This is a genomic window from Pseudomonas sp. UBA3149 (assembly GCF_002364655.1).
In the GTDB taxonomy this organism is placed as follows: Bacteria; Pseudomonadota; Gammaproteobacteria; order Pseudomonadales; family Pseudomonadaceae; genus Chryseomonas; species Chryseomonas luteola.
Genome location: NZ_DEYV01000010.1, coordinates 256,068 through 280,865, shown reverse-complemented (window position 1 = coordinate 280,865; position 24,798 = coordinate 256,068). Strand labels below are relative to the sequence as shown.

26 protein-coding genes are annotated in these 24,798 nt (G+C 57.8%); 10 read left to right on the top strand and 16 right to left on the bottom strand.

Translation table 11 applies throughout. The features are described 5' to 3' along the window. Positions 1 to 211: 211 nt before the first annotated feature. On the top strand, positions 212 to 1,300 hold the full coding sequence (trmA, locus tag B3729_RS07265; protein ID WP_286787501.1) for a tRNA (uridine(54)-C5)-methyltransferase TrmA: 1,089 nt from the start codon (positions 212 to 214) through the stop codon (positions 1,298 to 1,300). A 34-nt stretch (positions 1,301 to 1,334) separates the two neighbouring features. On the opposite strand, the gene B3729_RS07260 is transcribed toward trmA, so the two are convergent. Together B3729_RS07260 and ptrR are read right to left on the bottom strand one after the other, a co-directional pair. After that, positions 1,335 to 2,264: a Gfo/Idh/MocA family protein gene (locus B3729_RS07260; RefSeq protein ID WP_286787500.1), complete on the bottom strand. Its 930-nt coding sequence runs from the start codon at positions 2,262 to 2,264 to the stop codon at positions 1,335 to 1,337. 93 nt (positions 2,265 to 2,357) lie between these two features. Further along, complete coding sequence (ptrR, locus tag B3729_RS07255; RefSeq protein WP_010795221.1) at positions 2,358 to 3,242, bottom strand: putrescine utilization regulator PtrR; 885 nt, start codon at positions 3,240 to 3,242, stop codon at positions 2,358 to 2,360. Positions 3,243 to 3,349: 107 nt separating this feature from the next. On the opposite strand from ptrR, the gene B3729_RS07250 reads away from it, so the two are divergent. Beyond that, positions 3,350 to 4,495 carry a YbfB/YjiJ family MFS transporter gene (locus B3729_RS07250; protein ID WP_074824637.1) on the top strand — a complete coding sequence of 382 codons (1,146 nt, stop codon included), beginning with the start codon at positions 3,350 to 3,352 and terminating at the stop codon, positions 4,493 to 4,495. Positions 4,496 to 4,498: 3 nt separating this feature from the next. Here B3729_RS07250 and B3729_RS07245 read toward each other — a convergent pair whose 3' ends face one another. Then, positions 4,499 to 4,936 carry a DUF4345 family protein gene (locus B3729_RS07245; protein ID WP_010795223.1) on the bottom strand — a complete coding sequence of 146 codons (438 nt, stop codon included), beginning with the start codon at positions 4,934 to 4,936 and terminating at the stop codon, positions 4,499 to 4,501. A gap of 195 nt (positions 4,937 to 5,131) precedes the next feature. Between B3729_RS07245 and B3729_RS07240 the strand changes: the two genes are divergently transcribed. After that, positions 5,132 to 5,557 (top strand): DUF411 domain-containing protein, encoded by a 426-nt coding sequence (locus tag B3729_RS07240; RefSeq protein WP_150346900.1) that lies wholly within the window; start codon positions 5,132 to 5,134, stop codon positions 5,555 to 5,557. 63 nt (positions 5,558 to 5,620) lie between these two features. After that, entirely contained in the window at positions 5,621 to 6,517 is an 897-nt protein-coding gene (pdxY, locus tag B3729_RS07235; RefSeq protein ID WP_286787499.1) for a pyridoxal kinase PdxY, read from the top strand. Positions 6,518 to 6,571: 54 nt separating this feature from the next. Here the strand turns inward: pdxY and B3729_RS07230 are convergent, their stop codons facing one another. Together B3729_RS07230 and B3729_RS07225 are read right to left on the bottom strand one after the other, a co-directional pair. Next, on the bottom strand, positions 6,572 to 6,955 hold the full coding sequence (locus B3729_RS07230; RefSeq protein WP_219652620.1) for a hypothetical protein: 384 nt from the start codon (positions 6,953 to 6,955) through the stop codon (positions 6,572 to 6,574). Between the two features lie 82 nt (positions 6,956 to 7,037). Continuing rightward, the gene (locus B3729_RS07225; RefSeq protein WP_286787701.1) at positions 7,038 to 8,096 is read right to left on the bottom strand and encodes an SDR family oxidoreductase; all 1,059 of its coding nucleotides are present in this window, start codon (positions 8,094 to 8,096) and stop codon (positions 7,038 to 7,040) included. Positions 8,097 to 8,229: 133 nt separating this feature from the next. Here B3729_RS07225 and B3729_RS07220 point away from each other — a divergent pair, with 133 nt between their 5' ends. Next, positions 8,230 to 9,135 carry a PhzF family phenazine biosynthesis protein gene (locus B3729_RS07220; protein ID WP_286787498.1) on the top strand — a complete coding sequence of 302 codons (906 nt, stop codon included), beginning with the start codon at positions 8,230 to 8,232 and terminating at the stop codon, positions 9,133 to 9,135. Positions 9,136 to 9,200: 65 nt separating this feature from the next. Beyond that, the gene (locus B3729_RS07215; protein ID WP_073449416.1) at positions 9,201 to 10,067 is read left to right on the top strand and encodes a KPN_02809 family neutral zinc metallopeptidase; all 867 of its coding nucleotides are present in this window, start codon (positions 9,201 to 9,203) and stop codon (positions 10,065 to 10,067) included. 44 nt (positions 10,068 to 10,111) lie between these two features. Here B3729_RS07215 and B3729_RS07210 read toward each other — a convergent pair whose 3' ends face one another. Continuing rightward, positions 10,112 to 10,708, bottom strand: coding sequence for an HAD family hydrolase (locus B3729_RS07210; protein ID WP_286787497.1), 597 nt, complete (start codon positions 10,706 to 10,708; stop codon positions 10,112 to 10,114). A gap of 88 nt (positions 10,709 to 10,796) precedes the next feature. Between B3729_RS07210 and B3729_RS07205 the strand changes: the two genes are divergently transcribed. Then, positions 10,797 to 11,534 (top strand): haloacid dehalogenase type II, encoded by a 738-nt coding sequence (locus B3729_RS07205; RefSeq protein ID WP_286787496.1) that lies wholly within the window; start codon positions 10,797 to 10,799, stop codon positions 11,532 to 11,534. Continuing rightward, complete coding sequence (locus tag B3729_RS07200; RefSeq protein ID WP_122041995.1) at positions 11,531 to 12,370, top strand: NAD(P)-dependent oxidoreductase; 840 nt, start codon at positions 11,531 to 11,533, stop codon at positions 12,368 to 12,370. The genes B3729_RS07205 and B3729_RS07200 overlap by 4 nt, the downstream gene beginning before the upstream one ends. A 31-nt stretch (positions 12,371 to 12,401) precedes the next feature. Here the strand turns inward: B3729_RS07200 and B3729_RS07195 are convergent, their stop codons facing one another. From B3729_RS07195 to B3729_RS07160, 8 genes are all read right to left on the bottom strand, one after another. Beyond that, the gene (locus B3729_RS07195; RefSeq protein ID WP_286787495.1) at positions 12,402 to 12,839 is read right to left on the bottom strand and encodes a S24 family peptidase; all 438 of its coding nucleotides are present in this window, start codon (positions 12,837 to 12,839) and stop codon (positions 12,402 to 12,404) included. A 68-nt stretch (positions 12,840 to 12,907) separates the two neighbouring features. Continuing rightward, the gene (locus B3729_RS07190; protein ID WP_286787494.1) at positions 12,908 to 14,638 is read right to left on the bottom strand and encodes an ABC transporter ATP-binding protein; all 1,731 of its coding nucleotides are present in this window, start codon (positions 14,636 to 14,638) and stop codon (positions 12,908 to 12,910) included. A gap of 9 nt (positions 14,639 to 14,647) precedes the next feature. Then, positions 14,648 to 15,595, bottom strand: a complete 948-nt coding sequence (locus B3729_RS07185) for an acetamidase/formamidase family protein (protein ID WP_286787493.1) — start codon at positions 15,593 to 15,595, stop codon at positions 14,648 to 14,650. Then, on the bottom strand, positions 15,596 to 17,203 hold the full coding sequence (locus B3729_RS07180; RefSeq protein ID WP_010795236.1) for an ABC transporter substrate-binding protein: 1,608 nt from the start codon (positions 17,201 to 17,203) through the stop codon (positions 15,596 to 15,598). 24 nt (positions 17,204 to 17,227) lie between these two features. Beyond that, positions 17,228 to 18,154, bottom strand: a complete 927-nt coding sequence (locus B3729_RS07175; RefSeq protein ID WP_019366355.1) for an ABC transporter permease — start codon at positions 18,152 to 18,154, stop codon at positions 17,228 to 17,230. Next, positions 18,154 to 19,002 carry an ABC transporter permease gene (locus tag B3729_RS07170; protein WP_286787492.1) on the bottom strand — a complete coding sequence of 283 codons (849 nt, stop codon included), beginning with the start codon at positions 19,000 to 19,002 and terminating at the stop codon, positions 18,154 to 18,156. Before B3729_RS07170 ends, B3729_RS07175 begins: the two co-directional genes overlap by 1 nt. After that, positions 18,999 to 19,595, bottom strand: a complete 597-nt coding sequence (locus B3729_RS07165) for an ANTAR domain-containing response regulator (protein WP_239381272.1) — start codon at positions 19,593 to 19,595, stop codon at positions 18,999 to 19,001. Before B3729_RS07165 ends, B3729_RS07170 begins: the two co-directional genes overlap by 4 nt. Further along, positions 19,592 to 20,734 carry a transporter substrate-binding protein gene (locus tag B3729_RS07160; protein ID WP_286787491.1) on the bottom strand — a complete coding sequence of 381 codons (1,143 nt, stop codon included), beginning with the start codon at positions 20,732 to 20,734 and terminating at the stop codon, positions 19,592 to 19,594. Before B3729_RS07160 ends, B3729_RS07165 begins: the two co-directional genes overlap by 4 nt. 495 nt (positions 20,735 to 21,229) lie before the next feature. Here B3729_RS07160 and B3729_RS07155 point away from each other — a divergent pair, with 495 nt between their 5' ends. After that, the gene (locus B3729_RS07155) at positions 21,230 to 21,451 is read left to right on the top strand and encodes a hypothetical protein (RefSeq protein WP_037029664.1); all 222 of its coding nucleotides are present in this window, start codon (positions 21,230 to 21,232) and stop codon (positions 21,449 to 21,451) included. A 219-nt stretch (positions 21,452 to 21,670) separates the two neighbouring features. Here B3729_RS07155 and B3729_RS07150 read toward each other — a convergent pair whose 3' ends face one another. Then, the gene (locus B3729_RS07150; protein WP_122041985.1) at positions 21,671 to 22,141 is read right to left on the bottom strand and encodes a copper chaperone PCu(A)C; all 471 of its coding nucleotides are present in this window, start codon (positions 22,139 to 22,141) and stop codon (positions 21,671 to 21,673) included. A gap of 81 nt (positions 22,142 to 22,222) precedes the next feature. Further along, a complete protein-coding gene (locus B3729_RS07145) occupies positions 22,223 to 22,618 on the bottom strand; it encodes a DUF2946 domain-containing protein (RefSeq protein ID WP_286787490.1) in 396 nt (131 codons plus the stop codon). 433 nt (positions 22,619 to 23,051) lie between these two features. Between B3729_RS07145 and leuA the strand changes: the two genes are divergently transcribed. Further along, entirely contained in the window at positions 23,052 to 24,710 is a 1,659-nt protein-coding gene (leuA, locus tag B3729_RS07140) for a 2-isopropylmalate synthase (protein WP_019366361.1), read from the top strand. The last annotated feature ends 88 nt before the right edge of the window (positions 24,711 to 24,798 follow it).

Below are 24,798 nucleotides of genomic sequence, written 5' to 3'. Positions count from 1 at the left end.
GAGCATGAGGGTGGGCCTGGCCCACCCTTTTTTACGCTGTGAGGCAGTGGTACTGCCTGATCAGTCTGGACGATGCGTAGCGACAAGCCGTTGCCCTAGGATTTTTCCCTATGGTTTCGGCCCGAGAAAATTCTCAGACTAATGGCATTGGCTGAATAGCAGCCTTGCCTCCACCCTAGCTGAAAAGCCCACTACGTTCACTGAGCTGACCATGAATGTTCCCTCCTTCGAGCCTGCGGATTACGCAACGCAGTTAATGGCGAAAAAGAATCGCCTCATCGAGCTGCTGGCTCCATTCGATGCACCTGAACCTGAAGTATTCGACTCGCCCCTTGCGAATTACCGACTGCGCGCCGAGTTTCGTCTATGGCGTGAAGAAGGCGAACGGCACTATGCCATGTTCGAACAGGGCGACAAGCACACGCCTATCCTGATTGAAAACTTCCCTATCGCAAGCCCGCTCATCAATGAGCTTATGCCACGCCTTAAGGCTGCCTGGCAGGCGAGCGAGACGTTGTCGTTCAAGCTGTTTCAGGTGGAGTTCCTGACTACTCTGTCCGGGGAGGCGCTCATCACCCTGGCCTACCATCGGCCTCTGGATGATGCCTGGGAAACTGCTGCGGAATGCCTGGCCGCCGAGCTGAACGTCAATATCGTCGGGCGTTCCCGTGGCAAACGGATCGTGGTCGGGCGGGATTACGTCAACGAAACGCTGACTATTGCAGGTCGCGAATATCACTATCGCCAGCCAGAGGGTGCCTTTACTCAACCCAATGGGACGGTGAATCAGAAGATGCTGGGCTGGGCCTACGATGTACTTGGCGAGCGGGACGATGATCTGCTTGAGCTGTACTGTGGGAACGGTAACTTCACCCTGCCGCTGTCTACCCGCGTTCGCAAGGTACTGGCCACTGAGATCAGCAAGTCATCGGTGAATGCTGCACTGGCAAACCTGGCAGATAATGGCATCGACAACGTGACCCTGGCGCGCCTGTCTGCCGAAGAGCTGACCCAGGCCCTCAATGAGGTGCGTCCGTTCCGTCGCTTGGCGGGTATTGACCTTAAAAGCTACGCCTTTGGAAGCGTGTTTGTAGACCCGCCTCGTGCAGGGATGGACCCGGACACCTGTGAGCTAACACGTCGCTTCGACCGTATCCTCTATATCTCCTGCAATCCGGAAACGCTGGCTCAGAATATCACCCAGCTACAGGATACTCACCGTATCGTGCGTTGCGCCCTGTTCGATCAATTTCCCTGGACGCACCACATGGAAAGCGGCGTCCTGCTTGAGCGCCGCTAAGGTTTGACCGGGCGGTTATTCCGCCCGGCTACTATCACTGCTTATTTTCGTGGAACGGCTCGATGGTCTCACGTCGGCCGTACATGAATGCATCCGCCACATGCCGCAACGGCGCGACGTCCACATCGGACTGACCGCTTTTGACCAGCTCGGCAAAGCGGGCATACAGGCCGGGATACTCTTCATCCGGACCTTCTTTTTCAAGCTGATCGTCGATGTAGAGTTGGCTGCCACCCTTGGACAGGGTCAGTTTGCCTTGATCGGTCTCGACATGAATGTCCCATGTCTGCGGTCCCGTTTGCAGGAAATCCAGGTCGGCCTGAATGGCTGCACCGCGCTCATAACTGAATTCCAGCTGCGCACGAATCGGCGTCTGGCAATTCTCCGGAACCTGCAACGCTGCCTGCTTAAGAAAGAACGGCTTGGGCAGGATTTCGGTCACGATGGACAAGGCATTAATGGCCGGGTCAAAAATGCCCATACCACCCGGCTCCCAAATCCAGGTTTGCCCCGGGTGCCAGACGCGTACATCTTCTTTCCAGTTGACCTGCACGGCTTTGATGGTTTTGTCGGCCAGCCAGGCTTTGGCCGGAGCCACTCCTTGAGCATAACGGGAGTGCCAGCTGGCAAACAGGGTCTTGCCCGCGGCCTTGGCCTGCTCTGACAGTGCCTCGACCTCACTGAGGGTTGCCCCAGGCGGCTTTTCAAGAAATACATGCTTGCCATGGGCAAGGGCCAGTTGAGCCTGTGCATAGCGTACGGCTGGCGGTGCGCAGAGGGAGACGGCGTCCAAATCCGGCACGGCGTCGAGCAGCTCTTCAAGGGTCTTGTAGTGAGCTACGCCATCAAGAGAAGCATTACGGCTAGCGACAGCAACGAGCTGATAGTCAGGATTTTTTTGCAAGGCAGGCAGGTGTTGATCCTGGGCAATCTTGCCAAATCCGACGATGGCGATTTTGATCATATGATTTTCTCAATCCTTTTTTCAAAGCGCATGAGAAAGCGCGCCTTTATTCTTGTTCACGGCCTGTGCAGTTTCGCATTCGTCATACGAATTTCAAGCACCAAAAGACTTAACAGCCACATTTGACACGTCACTCTGCAAGGCAATCCACGCTTTGAGATTTGCACCCTGGCGCCCCTTGCGCCACATGAGCCATGTGGTGGCCGTGGCGAAACGGGCCTCGAGCGGATGGCACGCAACGCGGTCGCGCCCGGGCAAGCTATCCAGCATGGCCTTGGGCATCATGGCAACGCCACCGGCAATCACGCAGGCCAGCATGCTGTGATAGGACTCGATTTCCATGATAGGCCCCATGGCACCGCCTGTCGCCGCAAACCAGGCCTCCAGCCTCAACCGGTAAGAGCAACCGGTTCGGAACGTAAATACAGGACGCCCTGCCACATCGGCTGCTGAATGTACCGGAGGATGATCAGCTCCGGTCACGAGCACCATAGGCTCCTCGAACAGCGGAACGCCTTCCAGGCCGTCATGCCGGGCAGGCCCATCAACCAACGCAGCATCCAGCCGTCCTTGCAGCAATCCATCGATGAGCTCGCCACTAGGACCCGTCTGCAGTTGCAGCTCTACACTGGGATACTGCTGATGGTAGGCCGCAATCATGGCCGGAAGATGAATAGCGGCAGTACTGTACATCGACCCCAACACAAAGGCGCCCGCCGGTGCACCATCCTGCACGGCCGCTCGGGCCTCGTCCGCCAAGGCGAATAATCGCTGGCTGTACCCCAACAGCACCGTACCTGCCGGAGACAAATGCAGCCGCTGACGCTCGCGCTCAAACAAATCCACGCCCAGCTTGTCTTCAAGCTGACGCAGGCGCGTCGATAGATTGGAAGGCACCCGATTCAACAGCTCCGCTGCACGGGCAATGGATCCTGTTTCAGCCACCGCCTGAAAAATGCGCAGTTCAGCCAGTTCCATAACCATTCTCTTTAAGTGAACAACCCATTCTTATTTATTCAGTTTTAGGGAACCTTAACAAGCCCTACCCTATATACATCAATCAAGAATCTACATAGGGACTACTCATGACCGCCCTGCACCGCCTGCTTGCCTGCCTGGTCGCCCTGTCCGTTGCGATGGGCATTGGCCGCTTCGCATTGACGCCTCAGCTTCCGCACTTGATTGCGGAAGGCCAGATAGACCTGACAGCCGCAGGCCTGCTGGCTGCTGCCAATTACCTGGGTTATCTGGTAGGTGCATTGGACGCCTTCTTTGCTCGCCAGACCCGCTTTCGGCTCGTTGCCGGCCTATGGTTATGTGTAGGGCTGACCCTTCTCTCGGTGTGGGCCGAAGGGTTCTGGCCCCACGCCCTGCTCCGCTTTGGCGCGGGCCTGGCCAGTGCCTGGGTGCTGGTGATGGTTACCGGGCTCAGCCAGGGCGTAGCGGCACAGGCAAACATGCCGAAACTGGGCGCACTGGTTTTTGCTGGTCCTGGCGTAGGGATCGTACTGAGCGGCCTGCTGGCCCTGGTCACCAATCTGAACGGCCAGGGTTCGGCAACCCTGTGGCTGATCTATGCAGCGGTGGCGCTGGTGATGACCATCGCTGTACTGCCAGCCCTGCCGCGGGCGACTACTGCTCATGCAGTTACATCAACCAAGCCGATCTCGCCACGCATGGTCCGCCTGACAGCCGCCTATGCCCTGGTTGGCATGGGCTATATCGTTCCGGCTACATTTCTTTCCCAGATGGCTACGGCGCGCTTCCATGGCGAATGGGTAGCTGATCTGTTCTGGCCTGCCTTCGGTTTGGCGGCCGCGCTGGGTGTGGTGCTGGCCAGCTTTCGTCGCCAGCGGCCCGGTGCCACAAGACGTTGGCTCATCGCGACTCTGTGGCTGCAGGCCGCTGGCGTCTTGCTATGCCTGCTGCCCGGCATGAGCGCGCTGTTTCTGGGTGTGCTGCTGTGTGGAGGACCGTTCCTGGCCTCCATGCAACTGGTGATGCAGCATAGCCGTGAGCTGGCTCCAGAAACGCCTCACCGCAATGCCGGTCTGCTAACCGCTGCGTTCGCAGGCGGCCAACTATTGGGTCCTCTGCTGGCGGCTGTCAGCAGCCATTTCAGTGGTGGGCTTGGCCCGGCACTCTGGATGGCGGGTGCCGGACTGATCGTGGCCGGAGGGCTGATGCTGCAACCAGCCCCTCAGGCCGCAACGCAGCCTTCCGCCAGCTGAGTTTCAATCGTCTTCGTAATCTCCGTAGCGCTCGTCCAGCATGCGATTCCAGCGATCCAAAAGGCGCAGCGCTACAATCGCCAGGATGGCGATGACAATCTTGTAAAGCTGGCTGTACCAGTCGAAGTTGGCCTCGCCCGCATCTGCCAACAGGGCGCCAATAAGCCGAACGCTGGCAGTCGACAACTGCAAAAAGACGATTAACAGCAAGGCAGCCCGTACCAGTTGAGGGCGGAACACTGCAAAGCCGGTGAACAATGCCAGACCGAATTGCAGGCCGCCATAGAAGACCTGGGTTTCGGTAACCGAGGCGGAGTCCATGAGCAGCACTCCGCTGGCATTGGTCATTTCATAGGGCCTGAACCAATAGGCCAGCGCCAGACCCGCCCAGACCAGTGTCTGAACGATCAGAACCGCACGAGCAAAACGCGTGTAAAACATCCCCTGTTCTCCCTTGGGGTGTAGCCGCATGGGCCAAACCAGACAGATCCATTCAAAAAGCCAGAGAGCAACGAGCCTTTTGAACAGTCCTTAACAAGTGGAAGCACTTTGCACAGCGAAAGACCCAATGCCTCCTGCTCTTCGAGCGGCCGTGAGTTTATGCTGCCTGTATGCCAACCCGAAAGAGACCTTTACATGCGCCGCCTAGTTCTACTCGCCGCTTTGCTCGGCAGCACAGTTCACGCAGCCGAACCCTTGACGATTGACGTATACCGCGATCCCAACTGTGGCTGCTGTAGCCAGTGGATCAAGCATCTGGAGGCAAACGGCTTTGCCGTTCACGATCACATGGAACCCAACATGAGCGAACTCAAGGCCCGGCTGGGTGTACCGCCACGATTTTCGTCCTGCCATACTGGTGTGATCGATGGAAAGTTTGTTGAAGGACACGTACCAGCCCACGACATTCTGACTCTTCGCCAGCGCCCTGACCTGCTTGGCGTAGCCGTACCCGGCATGCCCCTGGGTTCTCCTGGTATGGAGATGGGTAATCGGAAGAACGCCTATGAAGTGCTGGGGCTCAAAACGGATGGCAAGGATGAAGTGGTGTCACGGCACTAACGGCCCATGTCCTTTTCATAAACAGTACAACGCCTCCTTTATTGGATAAGGATCTGCAACCCTATGGCTTCCGAGACGCTCGGCTCTCCTCCTCTGGTACTTTCCATCCAGTCCCATGTTGCCTATGGCCATGTGGGCAATGCGGCGGCAACCCTGCCGCTACAATTGCTCGGCATTCAACCGGTCGTCGTCAACACCGTGCAGTTTTCCAACCATACGGGGTATGGCGAGTTCAAGGGGCAGGTCTTTCCCTCTGAGCATATCCATGATGTGCTTGACGGGCTGAGAGCACGCGGCATTCTCGCGCGCTGTGATGCGGTCCTGTCGGGCTATTTGGGCGACGCAGCCATTGGTGAGGTCATCCTGTCTGTGGTACAGGAAATCCGAAAGAACAAGCCGGGCGTGCACTACCTTTGCGATCCGGTGATGGGCGACGTAGGCCGCGGCGTCTTCGTACGACCGGGGATTCCTGAGTTTTTGCGTCGACGGGCCATTGAGCAGGCCAGCCTGATTACACCCAACCACTACGAGTTCGAGCTGTTGTATGGATCTCCACTGGCGTCGACGGAAAACGCTATCCAGGCCGCCCGCGAACTACTCGGCACGTCTGAATGCCCCGGCCCGGACACCATTGTTATAACGAGTCTGCGAACGCCGGATCTTCCACTCGACAAGCTCAGCACACTGGCGGTGACCGCTCGAAGTGCATGGATGGTACAGACCCCCTACGTTGAGCTGCAGCCGCTGCCTAATGGCATGGGCGATGTGTTTTCGTCCGTACTGCTGGGGCATCTGCTGGGGGGTGTCAGTACGCCTGAAGCCGTAGCCAGTGCCGTTAGTACACTCTATGCCCTGGTGGCCCGCACTACACCGGGTAGCCGCGACCTGCCCTTGATCGCAGCACGCGATCAGATCATGTCCCCAAGCGAGCACTTTGAGGCGATACGCCTGACCACCTGAGCCCTCTCATGATAAAGCCCGCATCAGGCGGGCTTTATCGGCGCTACGCTATCATCAGGGATTTTTGCCCGTGTTGGCAGCCGGCCCCATGCCCGGTGTTGAGCCTGCACCTGTGCCGTTAGTGTTGCTGTCCATTCCCATACCCGCCCCAGTGCCGGTATGGCTACCCTGGCTACGGTGCGTGCCATGATCCATGGTGTCAGGTCCTGTCTTCGAACCGGTGCTGTTATTCATGCCATCCGGGGTTGTGGTCCTCGCGCCTTTGCCATTGTTGGGTGAACTGCCAGAGTCGGCGCCTGGCGTCACATCATTGCTGTTCACGCTAGGGCCGGGTGTTACCGGCTCGGTCGGGGATGTCGGATCGGTCGGGCCGGTTTGAGCAAAGGCAGACGTGGAAAGCAGACCTGCCAACGCCGCTATAGCGAGTTTCTTGTTCATCGGGCACCTCCTGGCTCTTGTATGTGTGTGCCTAGGGTTTGGCATCAAGAGACTCGGGAGGTGCAGGTGCAGTGACCAGCGGTCAGGGAATGATCCGCTCGGCCCGCAGGCGATTGAACAGGTCGATGAAGGATGCCCGGCTGTCGTGATATCCCAGAAAGCCCAAGTCGCGGCTCTTGGTCATGTCGTTCAGGCATTCGATTTCACGTCCCAGGTCTGCATCGCTGTGCCACCAGGAGGCCAGCTTGCCTATGTCGGATTCGACGAGTTCATAGCGACGCGCCATCTCCTCCCATACCGGTCCGATGTCCTTCATCTGCTCTTCCAGCGGTTGACGCTCGTCTGGGCAGGGCGCAGCCTCCAGCTCGAAAAAGTCCGCGATCTGTGTCCACATCCAGCGCCAGCGGAATACATCGCCATTGACGGTATTGAGCGCCTGGTTCTGCCCGCTGGGCGACAACGCTGCCCACTCCATCTGGCGCGCCAAAAGACCGGCATCGGTGATATCCGTCAGGCCATTCCATTGCACCTTCGAGCCTGGGAATACGAAGGGACGTCCGGTCTCCTTGCAGATGCTTGCATAGATAGCCAGGGTCACGCCCATGTTCATGGCATTACTGCCACGCGCCATGCCGATCATGCTGTGGGAGCGGTGCACGCTCCAGCTGAAGCCGCGGCGCTCAGCATGTTCAAAAAGGATGTCTTCCAGTGTGTAATAAAAGTTCTCGCCCGGCAGACGCGGGTGCTCCTCGCGGAACGGCGTCTCGGCGGCATTCTGACCATAGCTTTCGAATGGGCCCAGGTAGTGCTTGGTTCCTGTTACCAGCGCCATATGCTGAAGAGGCGCGTTTTCCAACGCCTTGCAGAGGTTGCGCATCATGGCACCGTTGGCCTCGACATTCTCTTTCTCGGTGTCGCGGCGGGTCCATGTACAGAAGAAGGCATGGGTAATGGGGAGATCCTTCAACGCGGCGGTCAGCGACTGCTCATCCAGCAGATCACCGGTCACGGGAATGACACCTTCCTGGCTTGAGGGCTTGCGAGCCAGGCCATACACCGTCCAGCCACTGGATATCAACACATTGGCCAGGTTGTAGCCGGAAATTCCTGTCACACCAACAATGAGCGCTGTACCTTTCAACATGAGTATTCTCCACGATGGGGATGCCGGGCATCCGCATGAAACAAAGATGAGTCGCGCCGATTACCGGCTTGGCATGAGCCGTTGCGTACACGTAGCCTTGTGGACTCACCAACCCTTGTTAGGAGCCCCCATGTCGCCATTGGTTTACTGGCATGTGGATGTTTTTGCGAATTGTCCGCTCGCGGGTAATGGGCTAGCCATCTTCCCGGATGCCTCGGGCCTGCCTGTCAGTACGCAGCAGAAACTGACCCAGGAGCTGCGCCAGTATGAGTCCATCTTTCTTGAGCCACGGGCGCAGGCAAATACCTTTGGTGCACGTATTTTCACGATGGAGGAAGAGCTGCCTTTTGCCGGCCATCCGCTGATTGGGGCCGCCGCCCTGCTCCACCATCAGCACGGGCAGGCCGAGCAGGAGACCTGGCGGATCGAGCTTTCGGAAAAAACGGTCATCCTGATGACCCACCGCGCCGCAACAGGCTATTACGCCGAGATGGACCAAGGCCTTGCCCAGTGGGGATGCCAGTTGGATCAGGCGCAGAGCCAGTGGTTTGCCCACGCCTTTTCACTACGACTGCGAGACCTTGATGCTGATTACCCGCCCATGGTTGTCAGTACCGGGCTTCCCTATCTGATCCTGCCGGTCAAAGGTAGCCAACTGGGCCGTGCGCGGATCGCAGCGCAGGATCTGGAGGCACGTTTGCACGGTATTGGCGCGGCATTCGTATATGTGCTGGATGTAGAACGTGGCGAAGGTCGCAGCTGGGATAATGCCGGCCTGGTAGAAGACATTGCGACAGGTAGCGCAGCGGGTGCAGCAGCGGCCTATCTGGTCCGCCACGGCTGCCAAGGCACTGGAAAGCCCTTCGTTATTCATCAAGGCGGTTTCACCGGGCGCCCCAGCCAGATGGATGTTTCTGTAGATGAACAAGGTGCCGTACGGGTAGGTGGACATGTTCACCTGCTGTCTCGCTCCGAGTGTGTGGTCGAACTGCGAGTTCGCCAAACGGCTGAGGGCTCGAGTCACCACGTTTCGTAACATTTTGGCGCACTCTGCCAGACGCCCGTGGTCTCACCCACAAAGCGTTCAAGCGAGGCGATGAGATGGATTGGGGTAAAGGGCGACGTAGCGACAACGTTGAACAGGCCACCGGTGGCGGTGGCCGTGGGTTGCAAATCGGTGGTGGCCTCGGAGTTGGCGGGGTTCTGCTGGTCGTGGTGTTCAGCCTGGTAACAGGCCAGGACCCACTCCAGGTACTGAGCATGGTGACAGGTTCAGGCGGCGGAGCGCAGGTAGCCCAGCAAACCCAGGCGCCGGACGCCAACTCCAAACAGGTGGATTTTGTCCGCGCCATCCTGGGCGACACCGAAGACACATGGGGCGAAATCTTTGCAGCCCATGGAGAACACTATCAACAGCCCAAGCTGATTCTTTTCAACGGTCATGTGCAATCGGCCTGCGGCTCCGCCAGTGCCGCAACCGGCCCGTTCTATTGTCCGGCTGACCAGCAGGTTTATCTGGATCTTTCCTTCTTCGACGAGATGGAGCGCCGCTTCTCGGCAGCCGGGGATTTCGCCCGCGCCTATGTCATTGCCCATGAAATCGGTCACCACGTGCAGGACTTGGTCGGCACTACGGAAAAAATGCAGGCTGCTGAGCGCCGTGGCATGCCTGCCCAAGGTGCGCAGGGGTTATCCGTTCGCCTGGAGCTGCAAGCCGACTGTTATGCTGGCGTTTGGGCAAATCATGCTCAGAAACGCCTACACTGGCTGGAGCCCGGTGATCTTGAAGAAGCCATCAACGCAGCCCATGCCATTGGTGACGACCGTCTCCAGGAGCAGGCTCAAGGGCGCGCCGTTCCCGACTCGTTTACCCACGGCACCTCCGAACAACGGGCCCGCTGGTTCAGGACCGGATTCGACAATGGTGCGGTAGAGCGCTGCGATACGTTTACAGCGTCTCGTTTATAACCTTGCAAAGGCGGGTACCCGATCGATCGGATCGGTACTCTCTCTCAAGCCCGCGCGATGCGCTGCGCCAGTGCGAAACAGTCCACGGCATGATCATCAGCCAGCTCTGGCCAGGTATTCTCCGGTGCGTTGACCAATACCGTACGCGTACCGGCTGCGCGGCCACACTCCAGATCAATTCGATGATCGCCGACCATTACCACGTCGCTCGGCTGCACCTGCCAGCGCTCGATAAAATGCTGCAGCCCACCTGGATGCGGCTTGGGTGGCGCCTCGTCTCGCCCAAGCACTTCCGCCCGATTGAAACACTCGGCAATACCAATAGCTTCCAGCGTTAAATAGGCCAACTCCTGAGCATTACGGGTCAGGATACCGATCCGGCAGTTGCGCGCGCATAACGCCCTGATCAGCTCAACCGCCCCCGGGGCAGGCTTGGAACCCATAGCTAGCTCCCGCTCATGCTCGAGCAGCCAGGCATGCTTGGCCTTGCTGTCCGCCTCGGGCAAGGCGGCCAGGTAATGGAGGATATCGGCCTCAGGTGGTATCTCCAGGGCACGCCGAATGGCTGCGAAATCATGCACGGCAACCGTCAAGGTACCGTCCATATCAAATACCCAATGGGTGTAGTCACAAAGGTTCATGGTCTTCCTACGTCAGAGATTAGGGAACTGCGCCGCACCTCTTTCCGTCAAGACAGTAGGTACTTCTTACGCAGGCGATGAGTTCGCAATGAAGACGACAGTACACGCACTTTTGTTCGATGTGTTCGGCACCGTAGTCGACTGGCGGGGTAGTTTGATCGCCTCACTTGAGTCCTTTGGGGAGAAAAACGGCCTTAAAGCCGACTGGCCTGCCCTTGTCGATGCCTGGCGAGCTGAGGCCTACGGCCCGCTGATGGATGAGATTCGCGAGCGAACGCTACCCTGGACGCCGCTTGACGATCTGCACCGTGTGGCGCTTGAGGAACTGCTGCCCCAATACGGACTGGTTGGCCTGACCAAGGCTGAAGTGGACTGGATTCATCGCCTCTGGCACCGGCTCGATCCCTGGCCGGATGCCGTCCCCGGTCTGACTCGACTCAAGCAGGGCTATAGCATCAGCGCCTTGTCCAATGGCAACGTTGCCATGCTGGTCAATATGGCACGCCACGGCGGTCTTCCCTGGGACATGGTCTTCGGCGCGGATCTGTTCAATCACTACAAGCCTGATGCCGAATGTTATCTCAGCGCCTGCACCCTGCTGGGCCTTGAACCTGAACGAGTCATGCTGTGTGCGGCTCATAACAATGACCTTCAGGCAGCCAGTGAGCTGGGTCTGCGGACGGCCTTTATTCAGCGCCCTCTGGAAAAAGGACCAAAAGGTCCGATCGAACAGCCAGCCGACAGCTGGGATCTGGTTGCCAGTGACTTGCAGGATCTGGCCGATCAGCTAGGAATGAAAACAACAACCCACGAGGATGAACCATGACGCTGACCGTTGCCCTGATCGCCCCAGGCTCCATGGGCGCTGCTGTGGGCCGCTATTTGCGCGATCACGGCCTGGATGTCTGCACCACCCTGGCTGGCCGCAGCGTGGCTACCCGCGAGCGCGCCGCAGCGGCAGGGTTGCGTGAGGTCGAACAGGAACAGCTGGGTGAAGCCGATATTCTGCTCTCCATTGTGCCGCCGTCCGAAGCCTTACCGTTGGCGCAAGAGCTGGCCCCTATATTGGGCCGCATGAAAAAGACCGTTTATGTGGACTGTAACGCCATTGCTCCAGCCACCGTCGAGCAGGTCGGTCAGACCCTTACCGATGCAGGATGCGCCTTCGTCGATGCGGCCATCTTTGGCACGCCTCCTTCGCCTGAACGAACGTGCCCCTCCTTCTATGCTTCAGGCGAGCATGCCGCTCGATTTGCCCAGCTCAACGACTATGGCCTTCCGGTGAAGGTATTGGAAGCGCCCATCGGTGCCGCGTCAGGACTCAAGATGAGTTATGCCGGTATCACCAAGGGGTTGACCGGCCTTATCGCTGCCATGGTGCAGGCTGCCGAGCGCAGTGGTTCCGGCCAGGCATTGCGCGATGAACTCAAATGCAGCCAGCCGATGCTCTACGAGTGGGCTAACGAGAAACTGCCCGACATGTACCCCAAAGCCTACCGTTGGGTAGCAGAAATGGAAGAAATCGCTGCTTTTGCGCAAAAAGACCGTCCCAGCGAGGCACTGTACCTTGCCATGGCACAGCTCTATTGGCGCCTGGCCGAAAACCGGGCCGCCGGTGCCGGAAACGATGTGGCAGAACTGGAAAAGTGGCTGGCGCGTTGAAGCAGTGGATTAACGGCAGCGCCGATGCTGATTACGTTGCCGGTTGTGCCACATAGCTAAGCACAAAGGTTACGACGCCACACGCATCCAGAGGCTCATCGCGACCGTAATTGATTGGGCGCGCCTGACGCCCACCCAACAGCAGGCGACCGCCTTGGTTGTCGTGCGTGAGTCGGCGTATTTCATACTGGCCGTTCACATCCATGATCACCAGATGCCCCGGTCGGCATTCTACTGCCCGATCGATAATTAGCCGATCTCCCGGATAGATCCCGAACTCAAGCAGGCTTTCATCATCCACCATCACCACCCAGATTGGTGACTCGCCCAACCCCACCAGCCTATCCAGCGAGATGGCGTTTTCTTCCCATTGACCCGCCGCAGACTGAAAGCCGCTGATCCGCAGAGAGTCCGCCTCGGGCAATAAATGGCGAAGCCGCTCGCTTCGCCCTAGTACGGTAATCGACATACCTTATGACCCAGATAACTGTATATGCGTACAGATACCAGAGCAGCAACCTTAGGTCAATCAAAGACTTAAACCGCAACCCAATGATCCAGATCTACCGCGCGATAACGCTGCAAGGGAGCCTGATAACCACGTGGCTTGATAGGGTCAGGCGTTTCGACGTCCTTGAGCAGGCTTTTAAAGTCCTTGCAGTGATCTACATCCGGCATGGGCACAGCAGCCAATAGCCGCCGCGTATAAGCATGTTGCGGATTTCCAAGCACCTGATCACGCTGACCGATTTCAACGATCTGACCGCAAAACATGACCGCCACACGATGACAGATACGCTCGACCACTGCCATGTCGTGGGAAATAAAGACGTAGCTCAGCTGATATTCCCTCTGCAAGCGCTCCAGCAGATCGAGCACCTGTGCTTGTACGGACACATCGAGCGCCGATACGGACTCATCCGCAATGATGACCTTGGGGTTGAGCGCCAGCGCACGGGCAATACAGATACGCTGCCGCTGTCCGCCCGAAAACATATGCGGGTAGCGCTCCATTGCCTCAGCCGGTAAGCCAACCTGATCCAGCAATTGGGCGACACGCCTCTTACGGGCCGCAAGATCGCCTTGTCCATGAATAAGCAAAGGCTCGCCTACGAGATCTAGGATTGTCTTGCGCGGATTGAGGGAGGCGTACGGATCCTGAAAGATCATCTGGATACCTTGCCGCACCGGCTTGAGCGCATTGCCGACAAGCCCATTTAACTCCCGCCCCATGAGCTTCACGCTGCCCTCGTAACTCAGCATGTTCATAAGCGCTCTGCCGGTCGTGGACTTGCCGCAGCCGCTCTCCCCTACGATTCCCAAGGTTTCGCCCTGGTGCAGATTGAAGCTTACGTTTTCCACCGCGTGAACGTTGCGAGCTTCCTCGAACCAGCCGCCCCGCAGCGGAAAGCGCACGGTGAGGTCTTGAACCTCCAGCACTACTGGCTGCGTTGCTCGCGATTCAGGTTTGGCGACTGTGCCCAGTACCGGCACGGCCGCCAGAAGCTTTTGCGTATACGCTGCCTTGGGCGTCTTAAAAAGCTCGCGTACCGGTGCCCGCTCCTCCATCACGCCCTGATTCATCACCACGACCTCATCGGCCATTTCCGCCACCACGCCCATGTCATGGGTGATCATCAACAGCGTGGTGCCAAACTCGCCCTGTAACTCGCGCATGAGTTCAAGGATCTGGGCCTGAATGGTGACGTCCAGGGCTGTGGTAGGCTCATCAGCAATCAGCACCCGCGGACGGCACAGCATCGCCATGGCGATCATTACCCGTTGCCGCATCCCGCCGGACAACTCGTGGGGATATTGCGTAAGGCGCTTTTCTACCTGGGGTACACGCACCGCGTCGAGCATTTCACGGGCACGCTGCCGCGCCTGACCACGACTCACCGCCTCGTGCCGACGTACCGTCTCCTCCAGTTGCTGGCCGACGGTCATCAATGGGTTGAGCGACGTCATGGGCTCCTGAAAGATCATGCCTATGTCCTTACCCCGGAGCGCCTGCATCTGCCGCTCGGGCAGATCCAGCAGATTCTGTCCCTCGAAAAGGATAACGCCGCTGGGCAATCGCGCCATCTTGGGCAGCAACCCCATGATAGCCAGCGAGGTGAGGGATTTACCACTGCCGGACTCTCCGGCGATACACAGGGTCTTGCCACTGTGCAGGGCAAAGCTGAGGTCATTCACGACGCGCCTGCTGCCAAACTCGATGGACAGGTGCTCGACCGACAGCAAAGGCCGGGGTGTCTCGGCAGTCATGGCATTACCTCAGTTGAAGACTACTTTGGGGAAGTAGAACGAGACCACCCAGTTCGGCATGTCCACCACTTCACTGATTCGCAGATCACCGCAGACCGAGCACAGCATGTAGGCTTGCTCGGCCGGCATGCCGTGTTCACGGCAGAGCCAGTCGATTGTGCTACTCACCGCCTGGCGAGCCGCATCCATCAGGTCAGACGCGACACCGGTAAAGGCCTCGTACCCCATGGCATCCAGGTGACGGGTTACCGGCCCTGGCGTACTGAAGCGCGGTGCGGCCAGGGGAGTGGACTTGATAAGGTCCAGCTTCACCACCACGTCCATGGCGCTCTCGATGGCCGTCCCGCAGACCTCGCCATCCCCTTGGGCCGCATGGGTATCCCCTATTGAAAACAGCGCCCCCTCCACCTCCACGGGCAGATACAGCGTAGTGCCGGCGGCCAGATCGCGGATGTCCAGGTTGCCTCCCACGCGACGGGGCGGGACGATCGAATGCGGTCCTGGTGCAGCCGGAGCGACGCCAAGGGTGCCTGCAAACGGCTTGAGCGGGACCTTGCCGAACTGCCCGAACGCGGCGGGTGCCAGACTCTCCTTATCGTAATGCCACAAGGCCAACGCCGGTTCCTTGAACTGATCGGCCAACAGGCCAAAGCCTGGAATATTCGCGGTCCAGCCAAAGCCGCAAGGCTTGAAGCTGTCGATCGTCACCTTGAGTACATCACCCGGTTGGGCACCTTCGACAAAAATCGGCCCGGTAACCGGATTGATGTTGTCGAACGGCATCGTGGACACATCGGCGGCGACCGACTGTGCGTTGAAGTAGCCGTTAGAGGAGTCATGGCACTGAAACTCCAGTTCGGTTCCGGGCGCTACCCGAGCCGTTGGCTCGAAGCTGTTGTCCCAGCCAAAATGGCTGTTGATGCTATGGATCGTTTTAACCAAGCAGTTCTGGCACATTCACTTCACCCAGATGTAGTCGTAGTTGACGGGGACATGGACAGGGTCGACATACAGCGCATCGTCACCTCCCATGCGAGCAGATCGCACGGTAAAGCGCTGCTCGTTAAAGATCGGCACCCACGGCGCATCGGCCATGACATCGGTAAAGATCTTTTTCCATAGGGCAATCCGCTCAGCCTGCTGCTCGGGTTTGGCCATCGAATCAGCCCTTTTCGCTTCGGCATCCAGCGCCTTGTTGCAGTACAAGGCCCAGTTCCAGCCACCCGCTACCGCCCCCTCGCACCCCAGGATCGGGCCGTAGAAATTCGATGGATCGGGGAAGTCGGCGATCCAGGCCATACCGCCCGACCACACCATAGGTGCCTTGTCTTTCTCGCTACCTGCCGCAATCACGTTGGCCTGCGCCAGGGACTTGATCTGTGCACGAATACCCACCTTGGCCAGGTCCTGTTGGATGGACTGGGCGATACGTGGCTGCGGGTCGGTATTCATCACATACAGCTCGGTATCGAAACCGTTGGGAAAGCCTGCATCGGCCAGGAGCTTCTTGGCGCCCTCCACATCGTAAGCATAGCCCTTGAACGCAGCGTCATATCCGGGCATGGCAGGCGGCAGTGGCTGGTTGGCTGGCTTGGCGCGACCATTGATGATGCGAACGATCCGGTCCTTGCTGATCGCCATGTTTACGGCCTTTCGAACCTCAAGTTTGTCGAACGGAGGCAGCGTGGTCTTCAGCGTGAGGTATCCCGTTTGTAACTGGTCACCGATGACCATCAGCTCCTTCTGCTGCGGGTTATTCTTGAATTGCAGAAATTGCGCGGGGGGCACACCATCCCCGGCGATGTCCACTTCACCCTTTTGCAGGCGCATCAGGGAGACCGTCGGGTCCTGGCCGATCTCGAACTTGATGCTATCCAGATACGGTACGCCAGCATGGAAGTAGTTCGGGTTCTTCTTGAAGACCAGCTGCTGGCCCAGTTTCCACTCGGCCAGCTCGAAGGCACCGGAACCTACCGGATGCTTGCCGAAGTCAGCGCCCCACTGTTCGACCGCCTCTTTCGGAACGACCGAGGCGAAGTTGATCGCCATGATGTGCAGGAAGGTAGCGTTAGGCTGATTCAGCTTTATCTTGACGGTGTATTCATCAGGCGTCGTGACCCCGCTCAGCGTCTGGCTCTTGCCAGAGGTCATGTCTTCATAGCCCTGGATGGACGAGAAAAATCCGGCGCCCGGACTCTGGGTTTTCGGGTTGACGGCCCGCTCCAGGGAATATTTCACGTCGCTGGCCTTCAACTCGCGACCATTATGGAATTTGACGCCTTTCTTCAGCGTAAAGGTGTACTCGGTGCCGTCATCAGAGACGGTGTACTGCTCGGCCAGTGACGGGATCAGCTCCGTCGTGCCGGGCTTGTAGTCGACGAGCCTGTCAAACAGGCTTTTGATCATGGACCAGTTTTGCCAGTCGTAGCCAATAGCTGGATCCAGCGTCGCCACATCGTTCTGATAGGTGATGACCGCCTCGCCGCCCGTCTTGGGTTCGGCCGCCAGCAGGTTGCCAGCGAACAGCGTAGCCGCAATGGCCAGGGATAAAGCGTTCCTTCTCATGCTCCTGCCTCTTTTTAGATGTCGTTAGTGCTTTTTCACATCGATACGCGGATCAACCAGCGGAATCACCAGATCAGCCAGCAGATTGCCCACGACAATCGCCACGGCCGAGACGGTCGTAACGCCAACAATGACGGGAATGTCCACTTGCTGAATGGCCTGCCAGGCGAGCTGACCGATGCCAGGCCAGCCGAACACGGACTCCACGACCACCAGCCCACCCATAAAAATGCCGATATCGATTCCGATCATCGGAATGATTGGAACGATGGCGTTAGGCAGCACATGGCGGAACACCACACGCAGACGACTCAGCCCCTTGGCCCGCGCCGTCCGGATAAAGTCCTGATGCAAGGCCTCGATCATGGAAGAGCGCACCATCCGCGAGTACCAGCCGCTCCCCAGGAGCCCCAGTGTCAGAGCAGGCAACAGAATATGGCGAAATTCGCCATACCCGCCCATGGGAAACCAGCCAAGCTTTACAGCAAAGAAGTACAGAAAAAGCATGGCGGCGATGAACTGGGGGGACGACACGCCTATGAAGGAAAAGGCCATGAGCAGGCGGTCGGCAAACGAATCCCGCTTGAGCGCGGCGATAATGCCCAGGCCGATCCCGATGATCAGCTCGAACAGGATGCCCATCCCCATGAGCTGCAGCGAAGGCACAAGACGTGAGCCAATCAGCTCAGAGACCTCCGAGCGCTGGATAAAGGAGCGCCCCAGGTCGCCGTGTAACAGCCCTTTCAGGTAGTTGAAGTATTGTTGGTAGAACGGTAGATCCAGCCCCAACTGATGGCGAATGTTCTCGACCACCTCGGGTGTCGCGCTGCGCCCGGCGATCTGTCGCGCCGGATCGGCCGGCAGCATGAACAGGAGCAGATAGGTAATCAGCGTAACCCCTAGCAGGATCAGCAATGCGTACGCTACTCGGCGGGTTATGAAGGTCAACATCAGCCTCTCCCCTTCAGCGTCGGATCAAGGGCATCGCGCAACGCGTCACCGACCAGATTGAACGACAGCGACAGCAGTACGATGGCCGCCCCGGGAAACAGCACCAGCCAGGGCGCTGACGTAAAGTAGGTCTGGCTTTCAAAAATGATGTTGCCCCAACTGGGTGTTGGCGGTTGAACCCCCACCCCCAGAAACGACAACGTAGCTTCCAGCAATACGGTAGTGGAGATGCCCAGCGTGGCCCAGACCAGAATCGTAGGTACCAGATGTGGCAATAGGTGGGAAAACAGAATGCGCATGGAGCTTGCACCCAGGGTACGCTCGACCTCAACGAAATCCCGCGCCGACAGCGCCACGGTTTCCGAATAGATCACCCGGGCGATCTGCACCCAGTTCACCATGGCGATGACCAGCGCCACAATCCACACGCTGGGCTGAAAGATGGCCGCCAAGGCGATGGCCAGCAGTAACGCTGGAAAGGCCATCATGAGGTCGGTAAACCGCATCAGGGTCGTTCCGAGCCAACCGCGTATGAAGCCCGCCGCAAGGCCAACCAGCGTACCGATCAATACGGCGAGTCCATTGGCCAGCACGCCGATGAATAACGAGGTTCGTGCGCCATAGAGCAGACGCGACAGCAGATCACGGCCCAGCAGATCCGTTCCCAGGTGATACGTCGCGTCCGGCGGTAATGGCGCACCTTCCAAGGTCAGCCCCTCGATGAACTGCTCGGAAGGATCATAGGGCGCCACCCAGGGCGCCAGTACAGCCAGCAACACGATTGCCACAATGAACAGCAATGCGATCACGACGGAGGGCCTACGATACAAGGTGGCTACGCCCGTCATGAGCGAGCCTCCCTTGCATCCTGCCGATGCGCCTGGGTCAGATCCAGGCAGATCTCTTCCAGGCTCCGGTTGGTTTGCATCGAAAGGTGACGGATACGCTCGTAGGCCTGCGTTTCCGTGACGTCCAGCTCGACCATCAGCCAGGCCAGCGCCTGAGCCACGAGGGGGCGGCTGTCCACCTTGTCTTGCAGACCTACGACTTTCTGCTGCTCATCACGCAGCCGGTCGCGCAGCCCGATGGCCATCATCAGCGTGGTGTAAACCGAGCCCTGCGTGATGGGCTTGTTCAACATGGCAGTTGCGCCTAACTCCAGCGCACGCTGAATTTGTGACAGCGTCTCGTGCTGGGTCAGTGCGATGATCGGCAGAGCGCGCCTATTCGCCTCGGCCAACAGCACGGGGCTGGCGAACTGATCCAGTTCCACGACCAGCGCCAATACATCATTCAGGCCGGTTTCGGCATCCTGCGCCACGACCGATGCCGCAACACCCAGACGCTGCAGGCTTTTTTGCAGACTCGCCTGGGCGCGTTCATCACAATCCACCAGCAGCAAACGGGTATTCTCGAAATCGGGACGCTTAAGCAGAGTCATTTGACGATCCTCAAATGGCGGGACGGTACGGCATGCCGCCGGGTACGAAATACGCTGAGGTCAGTCGCCGTCAGGTACGGGTCCGCCTCACACAATGCGGGCTCGACATGCCGGATCACGAAGCGCTCGTCTTCAAGCTCGGCGATGTAGCACGGCAGACTGGTGTGGTTATTGCGGGGCGATACCTGTAGGTCGCCCAACGCTGTTTTCACCGGTGCGGCATACAGGGCTTTGCATACCTCGGCTGGTGTATCGTTGCCGCCTCTCTGGCAGGCCTCCGCCAGCAGATACACTCCGGCGTAGGTACAGGCGTAATAGTGTGAATAAGGGTGCGGCCCATGCCGACGGTGTTGGCGCAAGCTGAACACCGGGTCAACCGCTTCGAAGTAAGGACCGCAGGAAAACAGCCGCAAGGCCTGCATGCGTCCGAGCTCGACCAGCTCCCCTTCGGTAAAGTTGCAGCTGAGCACCGGCAGGCGCATATCACGCTCGACGCACACCTGGTCCAGCTGCTGCAAAAAGGCATAAGAAGATTCGCCAACCAAGTTGTTCAGTACGAACGTTGGCCGACTGGTGAGTAAACTCTCGATCACCTCGCCGAACGCAGTGATGCCCAAGTGGAAATACTTCTCACCGCAAGTGACGCCACCCGCTGCCTCCATGATCTCGCGGGCAATACGGTTGCTTTCCCAGCCCCATACGTAATTGGAGCCAATCAGCATGGCTCGGTCACCAAATGCCTCGATGGCAAAACGCAGCAGGGGAATCAACGTCTGGTTAGGACAGCCCCCAAGGTATAAGACATTTTCACTGCTTTCGAACCCTTCATAAGGGCATGGAAACCAGAGCAGACTGTTGCGCTGCTCAAGATCAGGGATGATGTCCTTACGGCTGGCCGAAGTGATAGGCCCGAAAATGTGCCGAACTCCCTGTGCATGCAGCTCAGCCAGCCCTTCACTGTAGCGCTCTGGTCTACCTTCGGGGTTGAAATGATGCAGGCGAAGCTCAAAGTCCAGGTGACCGCTTCCATTAAGCTCGGCAATGGCATGCTCTGCACCCGCTAGGGCATTCCGGCCCATACGCCGGTAAGTGCCGTCGGTAGAGAATAAAGCGCCAATCGATACCACCTTACCGTGCATTTTTTCGCTCCAAAAAAAAGCCCGAACAGGTGTCGTGAAACACGTGTTCAGGCTTCGTTACCCGGGCGCATCGGGGCGCATAAAGAGTCAAGGCTTACAGGCACATCGCCATGCTTTGTGAAATAGACAAGAAAAAATAATGCCAACTCTCCATCTACCAGGGAACAAGGGCTCTAGCTCGCGCTCTAACCGCTTGCCTCCTCTGATGATGCGCACCACTTTCAGGCATGATCAGACGGGAAGGCCCTGTTTCGGAGCGTTTCCATACTTGGAAAGTGTTTCGAAAGGCCCCATTCATTAGGGCTGAAAAATAACGCAATACATTAAGAATAGGTGACAAGACCGTTTAGGCCTTATATAAATAGGGCTTAGCCTGATGGCCGTTCAGTATCTTTTCAACTTGGCCATCGACTCGTGCGGTCAGTAGCAATACACGCTCGCCCTGAGCGTGTATCAACCGCCTTGACTACAACAAATAGTGAAGATTTAAATAAAGTGACGAAAGAAGAACTTCGCGCCGAACTGGAACGCCAGGCCCAGCGCTTTCAAAACATCTATGGTGGTGAAATCACCACATACGCGGCTCAATCGACTCCTGACCGTAAACCCTGGCGGAAACGTCCCAGCGTCATGGACAAGGTCTACGAAGCGGAAGTGCAGAAGATCGCTGAACAAAAAGCTCATTCCGAGCAGGATGTTCACGAACAGGAAGCCTGACCGGCACCTGTTGTCTACCAAGACTACGAAGGCGCTCGCCGTCAGGTGATCACCTCACTTAATGATAAAGAGGCATTGTCATGCCTCTTTATCACTGCCTTCACACTAATCCCTTTGCCGACATGCCAATTGAGCTGACGGCTACTCGACCTATTTCTATTTCCTTAACCCGCCTGAATTCCCTGTCAGGGCTATCCAGGCAGACTCGAAGGAAAAGAATCAGTGCTGATGATGATGCTCATGGGCGTCAGGCGCGTCATCCTGAACAGCCACCTGTACTTCAATATTGCCTGCCTTCTCGAAATGCAGCGTCAGCGGAAAACGCTGTCCTGCAACCAGAGGCTGCTTGAGCCCGACCAGCATCAGGTGATTACCCTGAGGCTCCAGGCGCAACTCGGCACCGGACGCGATCTCGGCCCCCTGCTCCATATGGCGCATGCCCATCATCCCATCCTTGTTGATAGTGGTGTGCAGTTCAGCACTAGCCGCGACAGGCGAATCAGCGCTTAACAGTCGATCCGCCTGCTTACCGTGATTGTGCACGACAAAGTAAACCGCTCCGGTGGGCGCCCCGGGAGGCGTAGCGCGTGACCAGGGATGATCAATATGCAGCTGACCCGTTTCATACTCATGTGCCATGGCATAGGGCGTGAGAAGCAGTGCAGCAACAAGACTCAACAAAATACGCATGAAAATACCTTACAGGCGTCAGACGCCAGCGTGAACAAACAGAATTACCGTGCCGTCGAGGCACCTAAAATATCGAGTTGCTCAAACACCTGCAGGCGGCGCCCGGGTCATGGCCCCTATAAAAACGGGCAGCCGCGCAAAGCCCCGTGCAGCCAGGCCCAGGTACACCGGGCTGTCATACAGTGTGCGTGGCGGACGTATGACGAATTCAGATGAAAGCGGCGGATTATTGAACAGCAGATCGCAATAGCCGCATTTCTCCCAGACATACACCCAGTGTGGTGTCTGTGTAATCTGCAAGGTATTCGATACAGACGGCTGCTTGTCCAGAGAATGGGTCATGCCATCGTGATGATGCTCATGCCTGTGGACGTGATGGGCTGCCAGAGCCTGGGACACCACCGGTGCGACAAAGGCCATGGCCATGGCAAACAAGCCAAGCCAGGCAAAACGTCGCGGGCGCCTCTGCGGTATCACGTATCAGCTTCCAGTCTCAGTGAGTCCTTATGGTCGCATGTTTGATATTCCCAAGCGACCAGACATCCGAACCATCGCTCGGACACCCTTTACGCGCATCAAAAAATAATCCAATAAACCCCTATTTTTTAACTTTTTATTGCTTTAAAAAGCATCTGGCGATGATTTATACCAATTTTTTAAACATGCTTGCCATTCAAGACATTCCTCACTAGTGTTGAGGGTATGACTACTTCACATACCCTCATCCTGCTACGGCAACACGCCTGCCTGCGTCTGGTCAGTCCGCGACTGCGACCCTGAACTCGACACACATCGAATTCACTTGCCGCAGTGCTTTCCAGTGCCATCACCAGCAATGAAAGACCGGCAATTCAACTATGGCGCCGCTCTTACGGTCGCGGAAAGAAACAAGAACTAAAGGATTATTCTCATGGCCATGCTCAACGATCCGTCCAAGAAATACCGTGCATTTCCCACTATCGACCTGCCCAACCGCACCTGGCCGTCCAAGACCATTACCGAAGCGCCTATCTGGCTAAGTTCGGACCTGCGTGATGGAAACCAGTCTCTGATCGAGCCAATGGACAGCGAGAAGAAAATGCGTTTCTTCAAGACGCTGGTGCAGGTAGGCGTAAAGGAAATCGAGGTAGGCTTCCCATCAGCCTCGCAGACCGATTTTGATTTTGTCCGTGAGCTGATCGAAAACGGCCACATTCCGGATGACGTTACCATTCAGGTATTGACCCAGGCGCGGGAGGACTTGATCGAGCGCACCTTCGAGTCGTTGAAAGGTGCCAAGCAGGCAATCGTGCACTACTACAATGCCTGCGCGCCCAGCTTCCGTCGCATCGTCTTCAACCAGGACAAGGAAGGCGTCAAGGCGATTGCCGTCAATGCTGGTCGTGTCATCAAGCGCCTGGCTGATGCCAATCCGCAGACGCAATGGCGTTTCGAGTACTCACCTGAGGTATTCAGCTCCACGGAAACGGATTTTGCCGTCGAAGTATGCAATGCCGTGATCGACGTTTTCCAGCCGACCCCACAGAACCGCCTGATCCTCAACCTTCCCGCCACCATCGAGGCGGCCACGCCAAATGTCTATGCGGATCAGATCGAGTGGTTCTGCCGTCATGTCAATCGTCGCGACAGCGTGCTTGTCAGCCTTCATACTCATAACGACCGCGGTACTGGCGTTGCAGCCAGCGAGCTGGGCCTGATGGCAGGCGCCGATCGTGTCGAGGGCTGCCTGTTCGGCAATGGCGAGCGCACCGGCAACGTAGACCTTGTGACACTGGCTCTGAATCTTTATACCCAGGGAGTCGATCCCAAACTGGATTTCTCCGACATCGATGCCGTGCGCAAGGTGGTCGAGGAATGCAATCAGTTGCCGGTTCATCCCCGCCATCCCTACGTGGGTGATCTGGTGCACACGGCGTTTTCGGGCTCACACCAGGATGCCATCCGCAAAGGCTTCGTCCAGCAGAAGCCAGACACCCTATGGGAAGTGCCCTACCTGCCGATCGACCCCGCCGACATTGGTCGCAGCTACGAGGCGGTCATCCGGGTTAACAGCCAGTCCGGCAAGGGTGGTATCACCTATCTGCTTGAGCAGGAATATGGCATTACCTTGCCGCGTCGGATGCAGATCGAATTCAGCCAGGTCGTTCAGAAGGAAACCGATCGCCTGGGGCTGGAAATGACGGCACAGCAGATTTACGACTTGCTTGATAACGAGTATCTGAAGGCCGTTTCGCCTTACCAGCTCAAGCGTCACCGCTTGCAGGAAGAGAACGGTATCAGCGCGGTCAACGTTGAAGTCATGGCCAAGGGTGAAACCCAGCATTGGCAAGGCACCGGCAATGGCTCACTGGAGGCGCTGGTGTCAGCTCTACCGGTCCAGATCGAAGTCATGGATTATCATGAGCACGCTATTGGTGCAGGCGCCAATGCCAAGGCGGCGGCTTATATCGAGGTTCGCCTGGACGGTGGCCGCCCGTTGCATGGCATCGGCATCGACGAAAACCTGACAACCGCCAGCTTCCGCGCACTCTTCAGTGCCCTGAACCGCGCCGTCTCCCAGACACAGTAACGCCTTTGGCCCCGGTCAATGACCGGGGCCCCACCCTTTCGCTCCTCCTTCCTTACGCCCGCGTCCAGAACGATCCCTGCTCACTCTA

Excerpts from the sequence above, each read along its gene's own strand:
- B3729_RS07150 (WP_122041985.1), bottom strand. The coding sequence starts at position 22,141 with ATGCGTATTTTGTTGAGTCTTGTTGCTGCACTGCTTCTCACGCCCTAT.
- B3729_RS07185 (WP_286787493.1), bottom strand. The coding sequence starts at position 15,595 with ATGTGCCAGAACTGCTTGGTTAAAACGATCCATAGCATCAACAGCCAT.
- B3729_RS07215 (WP_073449416.1), top strand. The coding sequence starts at position 9,201 with ATGGATTGGGGTAAAGGGCGACGTAGCGACAACGTTGAACAGGCCACC.
- B3729_RS07160 (WP_286787491.1), bottom strand. The coding sequence starts at position 20,734 with ATGCACGGTAAGGTGGTATCGATTGGCGCTTTATTCTCTACCGACGGC.
- leuA (WP_019366361.1), top strand. The coding sequence starts at position 23,052 with ATGGCCATGCTCAACGATCCGTCCAAGAAATACCGTGCATTTCCCACT.
- B3729_RS07170 (WP_286787492.1), bottom strand. The coding sequence starts at position 19,002 with ATGACGGGCGTAGCCACCTTGTATCGTAGGCCCTCCGTCGTGATCGCA.
- B3729_RS07260 (WP_286787500.1), bottom strand. The coding sequence starts at position 2,264 with ATGATCAAAATCGCCATCGTCGGATTTGGCAAGATTGCCCAGGATCAA.
- B3729_RS07180 (WP_010795236.1), bottom strand. The coding sequence starts at position 17,203 with ATGAGAAGGAACGCTTTATCCCTGGCCATTGCGGCTACGCTGTTCGCT.
- B3729_RS07175 (WP_019366355.1), bottom strand. The coding sequence starts at position 18,154 with ATGTTGACCTTCATAACCCGCCGAGTAGCGTACGCATTGCTGATCCTG.
- B3729_RS07195 (WP_286787495.1), bottom strand. The coding sequence starts at position 12,839 with ATGTCGATTACCGTACTAGGGCGAAGCGAGCGGCTTCGCCATTTATTG.
- pdxY (WP_286787499.1), top strand. The coding sequence starts at position 5,621 with ATGGCTTCCGAGACGCTCGGCTCTCCTCCTCTGGTACTTTCCATCCAG.
- B3729_RS07210 (WP_286787497.1), bottom strand. The coding sequence starts at position 10,708 with ATGAACCTTTGTGACTACACCCATTGGGTATTTGATATGGACGGTACC.
- trmA (WP_286787501.1), top strand. The coding sequence starts at position 212 with ATGAATGTTCCCTCCTTCGAGCCTGCGGATTACGCAACGCAGTTAATG.
- B3729_RS07200 (WP_122041995.1), top strand. The coding sequence starts at position 11,531 with ATGACGCTGACCGTTGCCCTGATCGCCCCAGGCTCCATGGGCGCTGCT.
- B3729_RS07250 (WP_074824637.1), top strand. The coding sequence starts at position 3,350 with ATGACCGCCCTGCACCGCCTGCTTGCCTGCCTGGTCGCCCTGTCCGTT.
- B3729_RS07165 (WP_239381272.1), bottom strand. The coding sequence starts at position 19,595 with ATGACTCTGCTTAAGCGTCCCGATTTCGAGAATACCCGTTTGCTGCTG.
- B3729_RS07190 (WP_286787494.1), bottom strand. The coding sequence starts at position 14,638 with ATGACTGCCGAGACACCCCGGCCTTTGCTGTCGGTCGAGCACCTGTCC.
- B3729_RS07220 (WP_286787498.1), top strand. The coding sequence starts at position 8,230 with ATGTCGCCATTGGTTTACTGGCATGTGGATGTTTTTGCGAATTGTCCG.
- B3729_RS07205 (WP_286787496.1), top strand. The coding sequence starts at position 10,797 with ATGAAGACGACAGTACACGCACTTTTGTTCGATGTGTTCGGCACCGTA.
- B3729_RS07245 (WP_010795223.1), bottom strand. The coding sequence starts at position 4,936 with ATGTTTTACACGCGTTTTGCTCGTGCGGTTCTGATCGTTCAGACACTG.
- B3729_RS07230 (WP_219652620.1), bottom strand. The coding sequence starts at position 6,955 with ATGAACAAGAAACTCGCTATAGCGGCGTTGGCAGGTCTGCTTTCCACG.
- ptrR (WP_010795221.1), bottom strand. The coding sequence starts at position 3,242 with ATGGAACTGGCTGAACTGCGCATTTTTCAGGCGGTGGCTGAAACAGGA.
- B3729_RS07240 (WP_150346900.1), top strand. The coding sequence starts at position 5,132 with ATGCGCCGCCTAGTTCTACTCGCCGCTTTGCTCGGCAGCACAGTTCAC.